This is a genomic window from Klebsiella sp. GW_Kp182 (assembly GCF_040062275.1).
GTDB classification, from domain to species: domain Bacteria; phylum Pseudomonadota; class Gammaproteobacteria; order Enterobacterales; family Enterobacteriaceae; genus Klebsiella; species Klebsiella michiganensis.
The window spans coordinates 13794-30398 of record NZ_JBEAFQ010000039.1 but is presented as its reverse complement, the minus strand read 5'-3'; the positions used below and the strand labels follow the sequence as shown (position 1 = coordinate 30398).

Here is a 16605-nt window from a genome sequence, read left to right as displayed (position 1 = left end):
TCAAATAATATTGAGTTGTTTGGCAAGTTTATAATGATGTCCTTCAGTGTCGACCAGACGTTTTTTCATACTAACTAAATCAATCGGAATAGGTTTGTTGCTTGAATTAATTATGATGGCTTTATTTTTCATCCCTGACTGAATACAGCGAACCACTTCACTGGCCATAATCGTGCCCTGGTAAATTTCTTCGCAGGTCGGATCGCCATTGCGCAAACCGTAGCCTACGATGGTTTTACGAATACGCACGCCAATTTGCGGTTCAAGCTGCTTAATCATGGTATCAATGGCCCCCTGAAAGCCGGGGGAGTACTCCCTGGTGTAGCCTTCAGAGCACAGGATCACCACGCTGTTCTGCTGTGTCAGCTTATGCTTCACCCGCTCGGCCAGCGTTTCTAACGGCATCTGCGATTCCGGAATCAGGGCGATATCAGCATTCGATTTAATCGCGGATTGCAGCGTTAACTCTCCACAATAGCCTCCTAATATTTCGACCATAAAGACGCGGCCCGGTAATGCTCTTCCGGTATTTCTTAACCGGGAAACTTCCTTAATAATCTGCTCGCAGGCGGTGGAAAAACCAATGGTATAATCGCTGCCGTACACATCATTATCGATAGTCATCCCGACGCCAAAGCAGTTAATATCAAATTCGCTCAGCGTATTGAGAAACTGCAGGCTGCCGTCGCCGCCGGCCATAATCAGCACATCAATGCGCAGTGATTTAATTTTTTTGGCTATGGTTTCATATTCACTGCGCAGCAGCCTGCGACTGGTTCGCCCGGAGGTGATGATCGGAATAGAGGCAATGGAGAAATCAACCAGATCGCGCCAGGCGACTTCGTGATGATTTTTATCCAGCAGTCCGGGTATTCCGCCATTAAAAAGGGTGATATCGGCACTCGCCAGTCTGGCTATCTGGAATATAAAATTATTAATTCCAGAAACATCGCCGCCGCTAATAACCATGCCAATTTTCATTGCCTGTCTCCGTTGCTTTGCTTGCCCACATTTTTCCCTGAGTTCAAGACCGTTATTTGCAATAGAGATCACAATATGCTGATAAATTCCTCCGAGCCTAATATTGACAGTGGGTTTATTTACTCATTTTTTGTGATGCATATCTCTTTTATAAAATGAGATCGCCTTAACAATTATCTTTTTATTTTCTTTAAGATCATTAAGTTGCTTGAAGCGATAATTGCGCGGGTGGGCTGCCTGTTTTCTCCCATAAACCCAGCGATGATGAAAAGACAGAAATGTGATAAATAGCGCATTTTTTTGCGTCAGGAAGGTTCACGGCTTTCTCATCTGTTGTCTGCCTTCTTGCAGGGACCAACACGTAAAGCTGCATTCAGCCTGTTTTGATTCTGATATCGCCGCCCCTCACGGCAAAGGCACCTGCGTTAAGCCCCCTGGGAATAAATCTCAGACACAAAAAAAGCGCCCCCAGGGCGCTCTTTCGACAGTAGCTTTACGCTTATTTATTCAGTTCCGCAGTCATGTGCACGCGGTTACCGGTAAACGCTTCGGTAATTTTGTAAGACGAAGCGCCAGCGGCCTGGGCCTGAGCGGCGATTTTCGCTTCCGCACCGTCCATCGTTGCGGCGGTCGCGGTCACGGTTTCCGCAGCGAAAGAACCAAAAGAAGCGGCCAGAGCGATAACTGCGACAAAAGTTTTGATGCTTTTCATGATATAAACCCTTTACGTTAGTTGTTTGAATAAGGCGCCGTGCCTTGATGTGATAAATAGTAGCCCTCACATCGCCAAACAAAAAGCGGAAGGATTTGTTGTCATCATTCAAAAAAACTGACTTAAATTTAACCCGCAATTAACCGCTGCGGATGCGTGTAAACGGTAGCCCTGCCCGGCTTGCAGAATCCCACCAGCGTCAGGTTGCAGCGCTCGGCGACGTCAACCGCCAGCGTGGTCGCGGCAGAGACCGCAAAGAGGATTTCCACCCCGCACATGGCCGCCTTCTGCACCATTTCATAGCTGGCGCGGCTGGAGACCAGCGCCGCGCCGTTCTGCCAGGCGCCTTCTGATTCCGCGCGGTGTCCCAGGAGCTTGTCCAGCGCCACGTGGCGACCCACGTCTTCATGGCCGCCCGCGAGCTCGCCGGAAGGACTTACCCAGGCCGCGGCGTGAGTACAGCCGGTAAGGCGGCCTATCGGCTGAAAATCATGCAGGTGAGCCAGCGCGCGATCGAGATTCGCCAGATCGAACGTCTGGGTAAAGGGCAGCGGCTGCACGGGCTTCCCGATATCGTTGAGCTGCTCAACGCCGCATACTCCGCATCCGGTGCGTCCGGCCAGCGCGCGACGGCGCTCTTTCAGCCCCATAAAGCGGCGGCTGGAGAGTTCGATTTGCACTTCCAGGCCGTTACAGGCCTGAACGACGTCCATACCATAAATCTCGCCCCGGTTTTCGATAATCCCTTCGGATAAGGAAAAGCCGACGGCGAACTGCGCCAGGTCTTTCGGCGTCGCCATCATCACCACGTGCGAGATGCCGTTATAAACCAGCGCAACGGGTACCTCTTCAGCTAACTCGTCTGGCTGAGGATGTTGCAAATTTTGGCGCTTCCAGAGCGACACCTGGCGATAACCTGTGATATCTGTCACATTTTCGATTTGTTCAAGAGGCTTCTTGTTCACTTTGTCTTAACCGTATTGGAACAGGCATACACACAATGTGGTATTCTGTTTATATCCCTTCGGGAACGAGGGAAATTACCCCCAATTCTGAACCTTTGCGGCCCTTACCGCAAAGCAAATAACTATACGTGACAATGTCGAAACAAGGAGCGAACCATGCAGGTCAGCAGAAGGCAGTTCTTTAAGATCTGCGCTGGCGGTATGGCAGGAACCACGGCAGCGGCGCTGGGCTTTGCGCCCGGTTTAGCACTCGCGGAAACACGGCAGTACAAGCTGCTGCGCACCCGCGAAACCCGTAACACCTGCACTTACTGTTCCGTTGGCTGCGGGCTGTTAATGTACAGCCTCGGCGACGGCGCAAAAAATGCCAAAGCGTCTATCTTCCATATCGAAGGTGACCCGGACCATCCGGTCAACCGTGGCGCGCTCTGCCCTAAAGGGGCCGGTCTGGTGGACTTTATCCATTCCGAAAGTCGCCTGAAATTTCCGGAATACCGTGCGCCAGGCTCTGATAAATGGCAGAAAATCAGCTGGGATGAAGCGTTCGATCGCATCGCTAAGCTGATGAAAGAGGACCGCGACGCCAACTTTGTCGCGCAGAATAGCGAAGGCACCACCGTCAACCGCTGGCTGACCACCGGTATGCTGTGCGCCTCCGCCTCCAGTAACGAAACCGGTTATTTAACCCAGAAATTTACCCGCGCGCTCGGTATGCTCGCGGTCGACAACCAGGCGCGCGTCTGACACGGACCAACGGTAGCAAGTCTTGCTCCAACATTTGGTCGCGGTGCGATGACCAACCACTGGGTCGACATCAAGAACGCCAATCTCGTCGTGGTGATGGGCGGCAACGCCGCTGAAGCTCACCCGGTTGGATTCCGCTGGGCGATGGAAGCCAAGATTCGCAACGGCGCGAAGCTGATTGTGATCGATCCGCGCTTTACGCGTACCGCGGCGGTAGCTGATTTCTATACCCCAATTCGTTCCGGTACTGACATTACCTTCCTGTCAGGCGTCATCCTGTACCTGTTGAACAACGAAAAAATTAACCGTGAATATACCGAGGCTTACACCAACGCCAGCCTGATCGTGCGTGAGGATTACAGCTTTGAAGACGGTCTGTTCAGCGGCTACGACGCCGAAGCCCGCAAGTACGATAAAACGTCCTGGAACTATGAGCTGGATGAAAACGGCTTTGCCAAACGCGATACCACGCTGCAGCATCCGCGCTGCGTCTGGAACCTGCTGAAGCAGCACGTTTCCCGCTATACGCCAGAAGTTGTCGAAAACATCTGCGGAACGCCAAAAGCCGACTTCCTCAAAGTCTGCGAGTACATCGCGGAAACCAGCGCGCACGATAAAACCGCCTCGTTCCTGTACGCGCTGGGCTGGACGCAGCACTCCATCGGCGCGCAGAACATCCGTACCATGGCGATGATCCAGCTGCTGCTCGGCAATATGGGCATGGCGGGCGGCGGCGTAAACGCCCTGCGCGGCCACTCCAATATTCAGGGTCTTACCGACCTGGGACTGCTTTCGCAGAGCCTGCCTGGCTATATGACGCTGCCGAGCGAGAAACAGACTGACCTGCAAACCTACCTCGCCGCCAACACGCCGAAACCGCTGTTGAAGGACCAGGTGAACTACTGGGGTAATTACCCGAAATTCTTCGTCTCCATGATGAAGGCCTTCTTTGGCGATAAAGCCACGGCGGAAAACAGCTGGGGCTTTGACTGGCTACCGAAGTGGGATAAGGGCTACGACGTCCTGCAATATTTCGAGATGATGAACCAGGGCAAAGTGAACGGCTATATCTGCCAGGGCTTCAACCCGGTAGCGTCGTTCCCGAACAAAAACAAGGTTGTCGCGTCGCTGTCGAAGCTTAAGTTCCTGGTGACCATCGACCCGCTCAACACCGAAACCTCCACCTTCTGGCAAAACCACGGGGAGTCGAACGACGTCGATCCGGCGAAAATCCAGACCGAAGTGTTCCGCCTGCCGTCCACCTGCTTCGCCGAAGAGAACGGTTCTATCGTTAACTCCGGCCGCTGGCTGCAGTGGCACTGGAAAGGCGCGGACGCCCCGGGGATTGCGACCACCGACGGTGAGATCCTCGCCGGTATCTTCTTACGCCTGCGCAAGATGTACGCCGAACAGGGCGGACCGGCGCCGGAACCGGTGCTGAACATGACGTGGAACTACGCCACGCCGCATGAACCAGCGTCGGAAGAAGTAGCGATGGAGAGCAACGGCAAGGCGCTGGCAGACATTACCGACCCGGCAACCGGGGCGGTGATCGTCAAGAAAGGCCAGCAGCTCAGCTCATTTGCGCAGCTGCGTGACGACGGCACGACTTCCAGCGGCTGCTGGATCTTCGCCGGTAGCTGGACGCCTGACGGCAACCAGATGGCGCGTCGCGATAACGCCGATCCATCGGGCCTCGGCAATACGCTGGGCTGGGCATGGGCGTGGCCGCTTAACCGCCGCATTCTGTATAACCGCGCCTCCGCGGACCCGCAGGGTAAACCGTGGGATCCGAAGCGCCAGCTCCTGAAATGGGACGGCGCGAAGTGGGGCGGCGTGGATATTCCAGACTACAGCGCCGCGGCGCCGGACAGCGATGTCGGGCCGTTTATCATGCAGCCGGAAGGGATGGGGCGTCTGTTCGCTATCGATAAGATGGCGGAAGGGCCGTTCCCGGAACACTACGAGCCGTTTGAAACGCCGCTGGGCACCAACCCGCTGCACCCGAACGTGGTCTCTAACCCGGCCGCTCGCGTCTTTAAAGGCGACCTTGAGCAGATGGGCAAAGCGGAAAAATTCCCTTACGTCGGTACTACTTACCGCCTGACCGAGCACTTCCACTACTGGACCAAGCACGCGCTGCTTAACGCTATCGCGCAGCCGGAACAGTTCGTGGAGATCGGCGAGAAGCTGGCGAACAAGCTCGGCATCGCCCATGGCGATACCGTGAAGGTCTCCTCTAACCGCGGCTATATCAAAGCCAAGGCGGTGGTGACCAAGCGTATTCGCACGCTGAAAGCGGACGGTAAGGATATCGATACTATCGGTATTCCGATTCACTGGGGCTACGAAGGCGTGGCGAAGAAAGGGTTTATCGCCAATATCCTGACGCCGTTTGTTGGTGATGCGAACACGCAGACGCCGGAGTTCAAGGCTTTCCTCGTGAACGTGGAAAAGGCGTAACGGAGACGAATTATGGCTTATCAATCGCAAGACATTATCCGTCGTTCCGCGACTAACGGCTTCACCCCCGCGCCCCGCGCGCGGGACCATCAGGAAGAGGTGGCGAAGCTTATCGACGTCACCACCTGTATCGGCTGTAAAGCCTGCCAGGTGGCCTGTTCCGAGTGGAACGACATCCGGGATGAAGTCGGTCACAACGTCGGGGTGTACGATAACCCCGCCGACCTGACCGCCAAATCCTGGACCGTGATGCGCTTCTCGGAAGTGGAGCAGAACGACAAACTGGAGTGGCTCATCCGTAAGGACGGCTGTATGCACTGCGCCGACCCGGGCTGCCTGAAGGCCTGCCCGGCGGAAGGGGCAATCATTCAGTACGCCAACGGCATCGTCGACTTCCAGTCCGAGCAGTGCATCGGCTGCGGCTACTGCATCGCCGGCTGCCCGTTCAACGTGCCGCGCCTGAACCCGGAAGATAACCGCGTCTACAAATGTACGCTGTGCGTGGACCGCGTTAACGTTGGCCAGGAGCCGGCATGCGTGAAAACCTGCCCGACCGGTGCTATCCACTTTGGCTCCAAAGAGGATATGAAAACGCTGGCGGGCGAGCGCGTCGCCGAGCTGAAAACCCGCGGTTACGACAACGCGGGCCTGTACGATCCGGCAGGCGTTGGCGGCACGCACGTGATGTACGTGCTGCACCACGCCGACAAGCCGAATCTGTACCACGGCCTGCCGGAGAACCCGGAAATCAGCGCCACGGTTAAGTTCTGGAAAGGGATCTGGAAGCCTCTCGCGGCGGTCGGCTTTGCGGCCACCTTCGCCGCCAGCATCTTCCACTACGTCGGCGTCGGTCCGAACCGCGCGGAAGAGGAAGAGGACAATCTGGATGAAGAGAAAGACGAGGTGCGCAAATGAAAAGACGTGACACCATCGTGCGCTACACCGCGCCGGAGCGAATCAACCACTGGGTCACCGCCTTCTGCTTCGTGCTGGCGGCGGTGAGCGGGCTGGGCTTTTTCTTCCCGTCCTTCAACTGGCTGATGCAAATCATGGGTACCCCGCAGCTGGCGCGTATTCTGCACCCGTTCGTGGGCGTGATTATGTTTGCTTCGTTCATCATCATGTTCTTCCGCTACTGGCACCACAACCTGATCAACCGGGACGATATTTTCTGGGCGAAAAATATTCGCAAGATTGTCGTCAACGAGGAAGTGGGCGACACCGGGCGCTATAACTTCGGCCAGAAATGCGTGTTCTGGGCGGCGATTATCTTCCTGGTGCTGCTGCTGGTGAGCGGCGTGATCATCTGGCGTCCGTACTTTGCGCCGGCCTTCTCCATCCCGGTTATCCGCTTCGCGCTGATGCTGCACTCCTTCTCTGCGGTGGCGCTGATTGTGGTGATCATGGTGCATATTTACGCGGCGCTGTGGGTGAAGGGTACCATTACCGCGATGGTGGAAGGCTGGGTCACGAAGACCTGGGCGAAGAAACATCACCCGCGCTGGTATCGTGAAGTCCGCGAAAAGCAGGATAAGCGCCAGTCGTAGGCCCGAGCGCGTTGTTCGTCTCTGAAATGGCGTCGTATATCGACGCCATTTTTTTGCGGATAACGCGCTGTTTTGACAACGTTAGCCAGAGTGCGCTGCAGGCGGGAGCGGCACGTTTCCCGTTTCGCTTAGGCCATGGCGCAGGGCAGCTAATCCTAACGGTGCATAGTCGGGGGTATCGATATCAGGTATCGTAGCGCACACATTGCGATGTCGTGGCTATATCCCGTATGCCGATTGCGGTTATCATTAATGACATCACCAGAGCGGGCGCATGATGCCCGCCAAATCGCAGAGCGGACGCGACCATCGCCGAATCTGCTGAAACCAGGAAGTGACTGAATGAGCATTCGTATCATCCCGCAAGATGAGCTGGAAAAGAGCGAGAAACGCGCGACGGATATGATCCCGCCGTTGTTGTTTCCCCGGCTCAAAAATTTATATAACCGTCGCGCCGAACGCCTGCGCGAACTGGCTGAAAATAACCCGCTGGGTGATTACCTGCGCTTTGCCGCGCTTATCGCCCACGCGCAGGAAGTGGTGCTGTACGACCATCCGCTGCAGATGGATCTCACCGCGCGCATCAAAGAAGCGAACGACCAGGGTAAACCGCCGCTGGATATCCACGTTTTGCCGCGCGATAAGCACTGGCACAAGCTGCTGCATTCGCTGATTGCCGAACTGAAGCCGGAGATGAGCGGCCCGGCGCTGGCGGTCATCGAGAATCTGGAAAAAGCCTCCGAGCAGGAGCTGGAACTGATGGCAAGCGCGCTGTTTGCGTCCGATTTTGCCTCTGTCAGCAGCGATAAAGCGCCGTTTATCTGGGCCGCGCTTTCGCTCTATTGGGCGCAGATGGCCAGCCTGATCCCCGGAAAGGCCCGCGCTGAATATGGTGAACAGCGTCAGTTCTGCCCGGTTTGCGGCTCGATGCCGGTCTCCAGCATGGTGCAAATTGGTACCACACAGGGCCTGCGCTATCTGCACTGCAACCTGTGCGAAACCGAATGGCACGTGGTGCGCGTGAAGTGCAGCAACTGCGAACAGACGCGCGATCTGCACTACTGGTCACTGGATAACGAGCAGTCGGCGATTAAAGCCGAAACCTGCGGCGACTGCGGTACCTACCTGAAGATTCTCTATCAGGAAAAAGACCCAAAAGTGGAGGCCGTAGCCGACGACCTCGCCTCGCTGGTACTGGACGCACGGATGGAACAAGAGGGCTTCGCCCGCAGCTCCATCAACCCGTTCCTGTTCCCTGGCGAAGGGGAATAACGGCAGGCATCATGTCGGGCGGCGCCTGCTGCCCGGCTCACCATTGATAATGGCGTAAACACTCCCGGTATGCCGGCAAAATCTTTGGTTTTGCGAGCCGCTTTCCAGAATCACTTCCCGACGAAAATCCCCGGTTTTCTTTTGCTCACAATCAGGCTATAACACTGTATATCCAAACAGCTTAAGGGAATGAAAAATGGCGCTTGAAAAGGGTATCGCAGAGCTGGTGCGGGAATTTATCGATGCGGGCCGCCCCTCATCGCGCGAACAGAATATTGATGACCGGAGACGCGGCTATCTCGCCAGTACGGTACTGGCTGGGGAACAGGAAAAGCGCGTTCAGGTAGAAGATATCGAGCTCGACGGCATGGCATTTCGCGTTGTCTCTCCCCTTAACGCTTCCGGAGCACTGCCTGCCATTATCTATTACCACGGTGGCTGCTTTATCAGCGGCGGTTTCGCCACGCATGACCATCAGCTCCGCCAGCTGGCATACCACAGCGGCTGCCGCGTTATCGCCGTGCAATACCGGCTGGCGCCGGAGCATACTTTCCCTGCCGCCCATGACGATGCGGAGAGAGGCGCGCTGATTATTCACCGCCGCGCGGAGCAGTTAGGCATCGACGCTTCCCGTATTACGCTGGCTGGCGACAGCGCCGGGGGACACCTGGTATTAGTGACCGCCCTGCGGCTCAAAACAGCACAGGCCTGGCAACCCGCGCAGCTGGTTTTGATTTACCCGATGCTGGACGCCACCGCCAGCATGAAGAGCTATATCGATAACGGTAAAGATTACATCATCACCGAAGATACCCTGCTCAGCGGCTATGAAATGTACCTTTCCGCGACGGCGCTCCACCATCCGGAAGCCAGCCCGCTGTGGCGTAAAGACTTTCACGGCTTACCGCCGGTGCATATTCTGACTGCGGAATACGACCCTCTGCGTGATGAAGGCGAAGCGCTTTATCAGCGCCTGCTTGAGCAGGGCGTTGACTGCACCTGTCAGCGTTATCTCGGGGTGATTCACGGCTTCTTTCAGCTGGGCGGCATCAGCCCGGCGGCCGGCAGCGCGATGAGAGATATCGCCTGGCGGGTTAAAACACCAGGCCGATAGTTAAGCGTAAAGGGAGACTACTCCTCTTCGTTACCGCCCTCTTCATAGGGGCCGAACGGTTTCGCGGGAAGAACAATATAGATACCCTCAAAAACCGCGCCCAGCCGCTCGTCGCCAAATAGCTCAACCTGCAGCTGAACGCGCGCTTTGCGGCCTCGCGCCAGCCGGTCAAGATCGCCGCTTAACGAGCCAAGATCGGCAACGGCGCTGGGGCGTCCGCTAATAGGCTGACTGTAGCGGATATGCGCATCGGCAAGAATAATTGTGCCGCCAAGATGCCGCTCGCGCAGCATCAGCCAGATAAGCCCCCAGCCGGTTAACGTTGCCTGAGAAAACAGGCTGCCGGCGAACAGCGTATGGTGCGGGTTCTGGTTACCGGCTTCCGGCATGGTGGTGATAAACTTTTGCCCGGTATACTGCTGAATGCGCACGCCCATTTTCTCGCTGAGAGGGATGTGCTGATACCAGGCCTGCTGCAGCTGAGCGCACCAGTCGCCGCGATGTAAAATATCGTCCAGCGAGGCTATCGGCTTAATCATCAGAAAATGACGGATCGGCGTGGTCGTCGGCGTCGTGATTTCGCCCTGGTTCACAAAACCGAGCTTAGCGAAGAACTCCACTGCATCTTCGCGGGCGCTACAGGTCACGCGCTTAACGCCTTCCTGACGGGCGACGGACTCCAGCGTCATCGCCATCAGGGTTCCCAGCCCTTTATCCTGTACTGACGGATGGACGGCCATAAAACGGATAGAAGCTTCGTTTTCCGCATTCACATACAGCCGCCCGACGGCAACCAGATTGCCCTCTTCATCGACCACCATTTGATGGTGCGCCATCGCATCCCACGCATCGCGCTCGGACCCTTTCGGCTGATGCAGCGGCTTACGCAGCATCTCCCAGCGGAACTGGTAGTAGCTCTCTAACTCTTCTTCTGTTTGCGGTACACGAAGGTGATACATAGCTGTACTCTCTTTTGTTACCCGCAGCCTGCCCGGAAGCTGGCTCATACCTGCAACCAAAAGGTCACGGGACCATCATTCACCAGAGAAACCTGCATATCGGCAGCAAATTTCCCGGTCTGCGTATTCATTTGCTGCTGGCGGCAGCGCTCAACGAAATACTCGTACAGCGCTTCCGCTTTATCCGGTGCAGCCCCTTTCGAAAAACCAGGACGCATCCCGCGTTCGGTATCGGCTGCCAGCGTAAACTGCGAAACCACCAGCACGCTGCCGCCAGTCTGCTGCACGTTCAGATTCATTTTGCCTTCAGCATCGCTAAAAATACGGTATCCCAGCACGCGCTCGCACAGGCGGTTCGCCTTTTGCTCATCATCGTCTCTCTCGACGCCTAACAGCACCAGAAGCCCGGGGCCGATTTCGCCCGTCACTTCACCCTCCACGGTAACGCTAGCTCGGGATACGCGTTGAATTAATGCAATCATGATTGTTCTGTTTCTTCTTTTTTCAGTTTGCGGTATTCACCGAGAGTGACAGTAATTTCAGCGCCAAGCAAGACGATACACCACGTCCAGTACACCCAGACAAACAAAATAGGCACCACGGCAAGCACGCCATAAATCAGCTGATATGACGGGAACGCGGTGATATATAAAGCAAAAGCTTTCTTACCCGCCTCAAAGAGCAGCGCCGCAACCAGGGAACCGATTATCGCATCGCGGTTACGCACCTCGGCCGTCGGCACAATGCTGTAAAGCAGCCAGAATGCCACCCAGGATAAAATGAGCGGAAAAATACGCAGCACATCGTCAATCACGCTATTCAGGTCGCTGGCCCAGCGTAACGACAGGAGATAGGAGCTGATCGCCAGGCTGGCCCCCGCCAGAAGCGGCCCCAGGGTAAGGATCATCCAATAAACCGCAAAGGAGTAGGTTTTGGGCCGGGTTCGGGTACTGCGCCAGATGGTGTTCAACGCGCTATCAATCGAATACATCAGCAGCAGCGATGTCACAATCAGGCCGAAAGCGCCCACGGCGGTCATCCGGCTGGAGTTGGCGACAAACTGCTCAATATAGCCCTGAATGACATCTCCGGTTGCCGGAATGAAATTGGCGAAAATAAAGTGGCGAATCTGAATACTGACATCAGAAAACATCGGAAATGCCGCGAACAGCGCGAACACGACGGCAATCAGCGGCACAAGGGAGAGTAACGACACGTAGGCAAGATTGCCTGCCAGGGTCGTCATATTATCTTCATCAATACGCCGCCATAACAGCTTTAGCCAGGCGACCAGCGGCCGCAGATGGCGCGTTGTTTTTTGATGAACGGTTTTTAGCATAGCTGTTTAGCAAAGTAGTTGGGGATGGTTTCCTTCCCGGTCACCAGAATACTGGTTATGCCAAGCTGGTTAGCCCCGGCGATATTGTCCGCGTTATCATCGAAGAAGACCGTATCGTCAGCGGCGAAACCTTCAGCGTCGAGGACGCTCTGATAGATCCGCGCTTCCGGTTTACGCATCCCCATCTCTTGAGAAAGATAGATATGATCAGCAACGGCGCGTATCTCAGGGTACTCATCCGGCCAGAAAGTCGTATGCAAACGGTTCGTGTTGGACAGAACCACAACGCGATGCCCCTGCTCGCGTAATTTTTGCATAATCGCGATAACCTCCGGGCGCAGGGCAACGAAAACCGCCTGCCAGCCGTGGGAGAACTGCTCGTAGCTTAGCGACATGTTCATTTCATGGCACATCGCCGCCGCAAAATCTTCGTCGCTGATTTCACCGCGCTCATGCTGGTGGAACGCTTCGCCCATGGTGAAATGCTGCTGCAGCGTCGCAAGGGGAATGCGCGTTAAATCACTCCACGTCCCGAGCACCCGGTTGAAGTCAATATCGACAATCACATTACCTAAATCAAAGATATAGAGCATGGTCCTCTCCTTTTGCACCGTGGAAAATTAACTGTAGCGGGAAAGGGGGAGTTTGACTACGGGCGGCAGGGCTTTGTACAAAAAAGAAACCCTGCCATTGAGGCAGGGTTCAGATAGCAGAAAGAAGCGTTAATTAATCTTCTTTCGCACCGCGCATCGCGCGTTTACGGTCGTTCTCGGTCAGGTGACGTTTACGGATACGGACAGAAGTCGGGGTGACTTCTACCAGTTCGTCGTCATCGATGAACTCCAGAGCCTGCTCCAGGGTCATCTTAACCGGCGGAACCAGAACCGTTGCTTCGTCAGTACCGGACGCACGCATGTTGGTCAGTTTCTTACCGGTCAGGCAGTTTACCGTCAGGTCGTTAGAACGACTGTGAATACCGATAATCTGGCCTTCGTAAACTTCTGCGCCGTGGCCCAGGAACAGCTTACCGCGATCCTGCAGGCTGAACAGTGCGAACGCAACCGCTTTACCCTGGCCGTTGGAGATCAGAACACCGTTCTGACGCTGACCCACATCACCCGCACGAACGTCGTCGTAGTGGCTGAAGGTGGAGTACAGCAGACCGGTACCGGAGGTCATGGTCATGAATTCTGAACGGAAGCCGATCAGACCACGGCTTGGGATCACGTAGTCGAGACGTACGCGGCCTTTGCCATCTGGATTCATGTTTTTCAGATCGCCTTTACGCTCACCCAGCGCCTGCATCACAGAACCCTGGTGCTGCTCTTCAACGTCCAGCGTGACGTTTTCGAACGGCTCTTGCTTACGGCCATCGATTTCGCGGAAGATAACTTTCGGACGGGAAACCGCCATTTCGAAACCTTCACGACGCATGTTCTCGATAAGAACGGACAGGTGCAGTTCACCACGGCCAGAAACGCGGAATGCGTCTGCATCCGGCGTTTCTTCAACGCGCAGCGCGACGTTATGTACCAGCTCTTTGTTCAGGCGGTCAAGGATCTGACGAGAGGTAACGTACTTACCTTCTTTACCACAGAACGGCGAGGTGTTAACGCAGAAGAACATAGAGACGGTCGGCTCATCAACGGACAGCGCCGGCAGCGCTTCAACATTCTGCGTATCGCAGATGGTGTCAGAGATGTTCAGTTCGCCCAGACCGGTGATCGCGATAATATCGCCAGCTTCTGCGACGTCGCTCTCGATACGCTCAAGGCCCAGATGGGTCAGAACTTTACCGACTTTACCGTTACGGGTTTTGCCTTCGCTATCAATGATAGTGACCTGCTGGTTCGGCTTCACTTTACCGCGCTTGATGCGGCCGATGCCGATGACGCCAACGTAGTTGTTGTAGTCCAGCTGGGAGATTTGCATCTGCAGCGGGCCATCAAGGTCAACGTTCGGCGCCGGTACGCGATCGACGATGGTTTGATACAGCGGCGTCATGTCTTCAGCCATATCTTCGTGATCCAGACCCGCGATACCGTTCAGCGCAGAAGCGTAAACGATAGGGAAGTCCAGCTGCTCGTCGGTAGCGTCGAGGTTAACGAACAGGTCGAATACCTGATCGACAACCCAGTCAGGACGCGCGCCCGGACGGTCAACTTTGTTGATAACAACAATTGGCTTCAGGCCATGAGCAAAGGCTTTTTTGGTCACGAAGCGCGTTTGCGGCATCGGACCATCCATTGCATCAACGACCAACAGAACGGAATCAACCATGGACATGACACGTTCAACTTCACCACCGAAGTCGGCGTGCCCTGGGGTATCAACGATGTTGATACGGTAGTCATTCCATTTGATAGCGGTGTTTTTAGCCAGGATGGTAATCCCGCGCTCTTTCTCCAAATCGTTGGAGTCCATCACTCGCTCTTGAGTTTCGGCACGCGCGTCGAACGTACCGGATTGCTGTAGCAGCTTATCAACCAAGGTAGTTTTACCATGGTCAACGTGCGCGATGATGGCGATATTACGCAAATTTTCGATCACAACTTTGCCTCAGGCATTAGAAATAGCGCGTTATTGTACACGGATTAATCGCAGTACAAAACAGGATCACAAACATCCTCCGCAAACAAGTATTGCAGAGATTCTTTGTGATCGCTTTCACGGAGCGTTAAAAGGGTTATTAAAGGTCAATTGCACCAAATAAGTGCCCAATGTTCACACAAATGCACTATATTGGTGCAATGCATTCATTTTGGTGCAGCCCTTTTGCACGATGATGTGCATGATAACGCCTTTTGGGGGCAATTTAAAAGTTGGCACAGATTTCGCTTTATATTTTTTAAGGCAACAACGCCACTTTTCGTAGTTAAAAAGTTTTCGTTTCCACGACGACAATGACCAATCCGGGAGAGTTTAAGTATGTCCGCTGAACACGTTTTGACGATGCTGAACGAGCATGAAGTGAAGTTTGTCGATCTGCGCTTCACCGATACCAAAGGTAAAGAACAGCACGTTACTATTCCTTCTCATCAGGTAAATGCCGAATTCTTCGAAGAAGGCAAAATGTTTGATGGCTCCTCGATTGGCGGCTGGAAAGGTATTAACGAATCCGACATGGTCCTGATGCCGGATGCAACTACCGCGCTGATCGATCCGTTCTATGAAGAACCGACGCTGATCATCCGCTGCGACATCCTGGAACCCGGCACGCTGCAAGGCTATGACCGTGACCCGCGCTCCATTGCTAAGCGCGCTGAAGAGTATCTGCGCTCTACCGGCCTGGCTGACACCGTACTGTTCGGGCCAGAACCAGAATTCTTCCTGTTCGACGACATCCGTTTTGGTGCGTCCATCTCCGGTTCCCACGTTGCTATCGATGATATCGAAGGCGCATGGAACTCCTCCACCAAATACGAAGGCGGCAACAAAGGCCACCGTCCGGGCGTGAAAGGCGGTTACTTCCCGGTTCCGCCGGTAGACTCCTCTCAGGATATCCGCTCCACCATGTGTATGATCATGGAAGAGATGGGCCTGGTTGTTGAAGCTCACCACCACGAAGTGGCGACTGCGGGTCAGAACGAAATCGCTACCCGCTTTAACACCATGACCAAAAAAGCGGACGAAATTCAGATTTACAAATACGTTGTGCACAACGTCGCACACCGTTTCGGCAAAACCGCGACCTTCATGCCAAAACCGATGTTTGGCGATAACGGTTCCGGTATGCACTGCCACATGTCCCTCTCCAAGAACGGCGTAAACCTGTTCTCTGGCGACAAATACGCAGGCCTGTCTGAACAAGCGCTGTACTACATCGGCGGCGTTATCAAACACGCTAAAGCGATTAATGCCCTGGCTAACCCGACCACCAACTCCTACAAGCGTCTGGTCCCGGGTTACGAAGCGCCGGTTATGCTGGCTTACTCTGCCCGTAACCGTTCCGCGTCTATCCGTATTCCGGTTGTCACCTCTCCGAAAGCGCGCCGTATCGAAGTTCGCTTCCCGGACCCGGCGGCTAACCCGTACCTGTGCTTCGCTGCGCTGCTGATGGCTGGCCTTGACGGTATCAAGAACAAAATCCATCCGGGCGAAGCCATGGATAAAAACCTGTACGATCTGCCGCCGGAAGAAGCGAAAGAGATCCCACAGGTTGCAGGTTCTCTGGAAGAAGCACTGAACGCGCTGGACGCAGACCGTGAATTCCTGACCGCCGGTGGCGTATTCACCAACGACGCTATCGATGCTTACATCGCCCTGCGTATTGAAGAAAACGACCGCGTACGTATGACTCCGCACCCGGTTGAGTTCGAGCTGTACTACAGCGTCTAATTTTGCTGTAAATCCGCGGTATTCCGTGTTGTGGCGTGGGATACCAAGGATGTTTTGTTGCCGTGGAAACTTTCAGCCCATCTCAGGATGGGCTTTTTTCTCCACCAACACGCTGATCTCATGAGCTTTTTATACATAAAAAGCTATACTGCACTAAAATAGTGCACTCAT

General features: G+C 54.8%; 14 protein-coding genes. 6 read left to right on the top strand and 8 right to left on the bottom strand.

The features are described from left to right. The 3 genes from ABLU88_RS16445 to fdhD form a co-directional block, all read right to left on the bottom strand. Positions 1–981 carry a 6-phosphofructokinase gene (locus tag ABLU88_RS16445; protein ID WP_004855882.1) on the bottom strand — a complete coding sequence of 327 codons (981 nt, stop codon included), beginning with the start codon at positions 979–981 and terminating at the stop codon, positions 1–3. Positions 982–1480: 499 nt separating this feature from the next. Then, complete coding sequence (locus ABLU88_RS16440) at positions 1481–1693, bottom strand: YdgH/BhsA/McbA-like domain containing protein (RefSeq protein ID WP_004127125.1); 213 nt, start codon at positions 1691–1693, stop codon at positions 1481–1483. Positions 1694–1821: 128 nt separating this feature from the next. Continuing rightward, positions 1822–2658 (bottom strand): formate dehydrogenase accessory sulfurtransferase FdhD, encoded by an 837-nt coding sequence (gene fdhD / locus ABLU88_RS16435; protein ID WP_025106528.1) that lies wholly within the window; start codon positions 2656–2658, stop codon positions 1822–1824. Between the two features lie 156 nt (positions 2659–2814). On the opposite strand from fdhD, the gene fdnG reads away from it, so the two are divergent. The 5 genes from fdnG to ABLU88_RS16410 all read left to right on the top strand — a co-directional run bounded on the left by fdnG (position 2815) and on the right by ABLU88_RS16410 (position 9798). Then, positions 2815–5865: a formate dehydrogenase-N subunit alpha gene (gene fdnG, locus ABLU88_RS16430; RefSeq protein WP_108703559.1), complete on the top strand. Its 3051-nt coding sequence runs from the start codon at positions 2815–2817 to the stop codon at positions 5863–5865. A gap of 12 nt (positions 5866–5877) precedes the next feature. After that, positions 5878–6780, top strand: a complete 903-nt coding sequence (gene fdxH / locus ABLU88_RS16425; protein WP_014227375.1) for a formate dehydrogenase subunit beta — start codon at positions 5878–5880, stop codon at positions 6778–6780. Beyond that, positions 6777–7412, top strand: a complete 636-nt coding sequence (gene fdoI / locus ABLU88_RS16420) for a formate dehydrogenase cytochrome b556 subunit (RefSeq protein WP_004107380.1) — start codon at positions 6777–6779, stop codon at positions 7410–7412. The genes fdxH and fdoI overlap by 4 nt, the downstream gene beginning before the upstream one ends. Positions 7413–7754: 342 nt before the next feature. Further along, positions 7755–8684, top strand: coding sequence for a formate dehydrogenase accessory protein FdhE (gene fdhE / locus ABLU88_RS16415; RefSeq protein WP_004132861.1), 930 nt, complete (start codon positions 7755–7757; stop codon positions 8682–8684). Between the two features lie 196 nt (positions 8685–8880). Then, positions 8881–9798 carry an alpha/beta hydrolase gene (locus ABLU88_RS16410; protein WP_046877900.1) on the top strand — a complete coding sequence of 306 codons (918 nt, stop codon included), beginning with the start codon at positions 8881–8883 and terminating at the stop codon, positions 9796–9798. A gap of 17 nt (positions 9799–9815) precedes the next feature. Here ABLU88_RS16410 and fabY read toward each other — a convergent pair whose 3' ends face one another. From fabY to typA, 5 genes are all read right to left on the bottom strand, one after another. Further along, on the bottom strand, positions 9816–10757 hold the full coding sequence (fabY, locus tag ABLU88_RS16405; RefSeq protein WP_009652900.1) for a fatty acid biosynthesis protein FabY: 942 nt from the start codon (positions 10755–10757) through the stop codon (positions 9816–9818). 44 nt (positions 10758–10801) lie between these two features. After that, positions 10802–11239 (bottom strand): D-aminoacyl-tRNA deacylase, encoded by a 438-nt coding sequence (gene dtd, locus ABLU88_RS16400; protein WP_348837146.1) that lies wholly within the window; start codon positions 11237–11239, stop codon positions 10802–10804. Next, positions 11236–12096: a virulence factor BrkB family protein gene (locus ABLU88_RS16395; protein ID WP_004127107.1), complete on the bottom strand. Its 861-nt coding sequence runs from the start codon at positions 12094–12096 to the stop codon at positions 11236–11238. The genes dtd and ABLU88_RS16395 overlap by 4 nt, the downstream gene beginning before the upstream one ends. After that, positions 12090–12689, bottom strand: a complete 600-nt coding sequence (yihX, locus tag ABLU88_RS16390; RefSeq protein ID WP_004127106.1) for a glucose-1-phosphatase — start codon at positions 12687–12689, stop codon at positions 12090–12092. The genes ABLU88_RS16395 and yihX overlap by 7 nt, the downstream gene beginning before the upstream one ends. A gap of 133 nt (positions 12690–12822) precedes the next feature. Then, complete coding sequence (gene typA, locus ABLU88_RS16385; RefSeq protein ID WP_004127103.1) at positions 12823–14646, bottom strand: ribosome-dependent GTPase TypA; 1824 nt, start codon at positions 14644–14646, stop codon at positions 12823–12825. 378 nt (positions 14647–15024) lie between these two features. On the opposite strand from typA, the gene glnA reads away from it, so the two are divergent. Continuing rightward, the gene (glnA, locus tag ABLU88_RS16380; RefSeq protein ID WP_004127100.1) at positions 15025–16434 is read left to right on the top strand and encodes a glutamate--ammonia ligase; all 1410 of its coding nucleotides are present in this window, start codon (positions 15025–15027) and stop codon (positions 16432–16434) included. Positions 16435–16605 lie beyond the last annotated feature (171 nt).

Excerpts from the sequence above, each read along its gene's own strand:
- ABLU88_RS16410 (WP_046877900.1), top strand. The coding sequence starts at position 8,881 with ATGGCGCTTGAAAAGGGTATCGCAGAGCTGGTGCGGGAATTTATCGAT.
- yihX (WP_004127106.1), bottom strand. The coding sequence starts at position 12,689 with ATGCTCTATATCTTTGATTTAGGTAATGTGATTGTCGATATTGACTTC.
- fdxH (WP_014227375.1), top strand. The coding sequence starts at position 5,878 with ATGGCTTATCAATCGCAAGACATTATCCGTCGTTCCGCGACTAACGGC.
- ABLU88_RS16445 (WP_004855882.1), bottom strand. The coding sequence starts at position 981 with ATGAAAATTGGCATGGTTATTAGCGGCGGCGATGTTTCTGGAATTAAT.
- fabY (WP_009652900.1), bottom strand. The coding sequence starts at position 10,757 with ATGTATCACCTTCGTGTACCGCAAACAGAAGAAGAGTTAGAGAGCTAC.
- fdhE (WP_004132861.1), top strand. The coding sequence starts at position 7,755 with ATGAGCATTCGTATCATCCCGCAAGATGAGCTGGAAAAGAGCGAGAAA.
- dtd (WP_348837146.1), bottom strand. The coding sequence starts at position 11,239 with ATGATTGCATTAATTCAACGCGTATCCCGAGCTAGCGTTACCGTGGAG.
- ABLU88_RS16395 (WP_004127107.1), bottom strand. The coding sequence starts at position 12,096 with ATGCTAAAAACCGTTCATCAAAAAACAACGCGCCATCTGCGGCCGCTG.
- ABLU88_RS16440 (WP_004127125.1), bottom strand. The coding sequence starts at position 1,693 with ATGAAAAGCATCAAAACTTTTGTCGCAGTTATCGCTCTGGCCGCTTCT.
- fdoI (WP_004107380.1), top strand. The coding sequence starts at position 6,777 with ATGAAAAGACGTGACACCATCGTGCGCTACACCGCGCCGGAGCGAATC.
- glnA (WP_004127100.1), top strand. The coding sequence starts at position 15,025 with ATGTCCGCTGAACACGTTTTGACGATGCTGAACGAGCATGAAGTGAAG.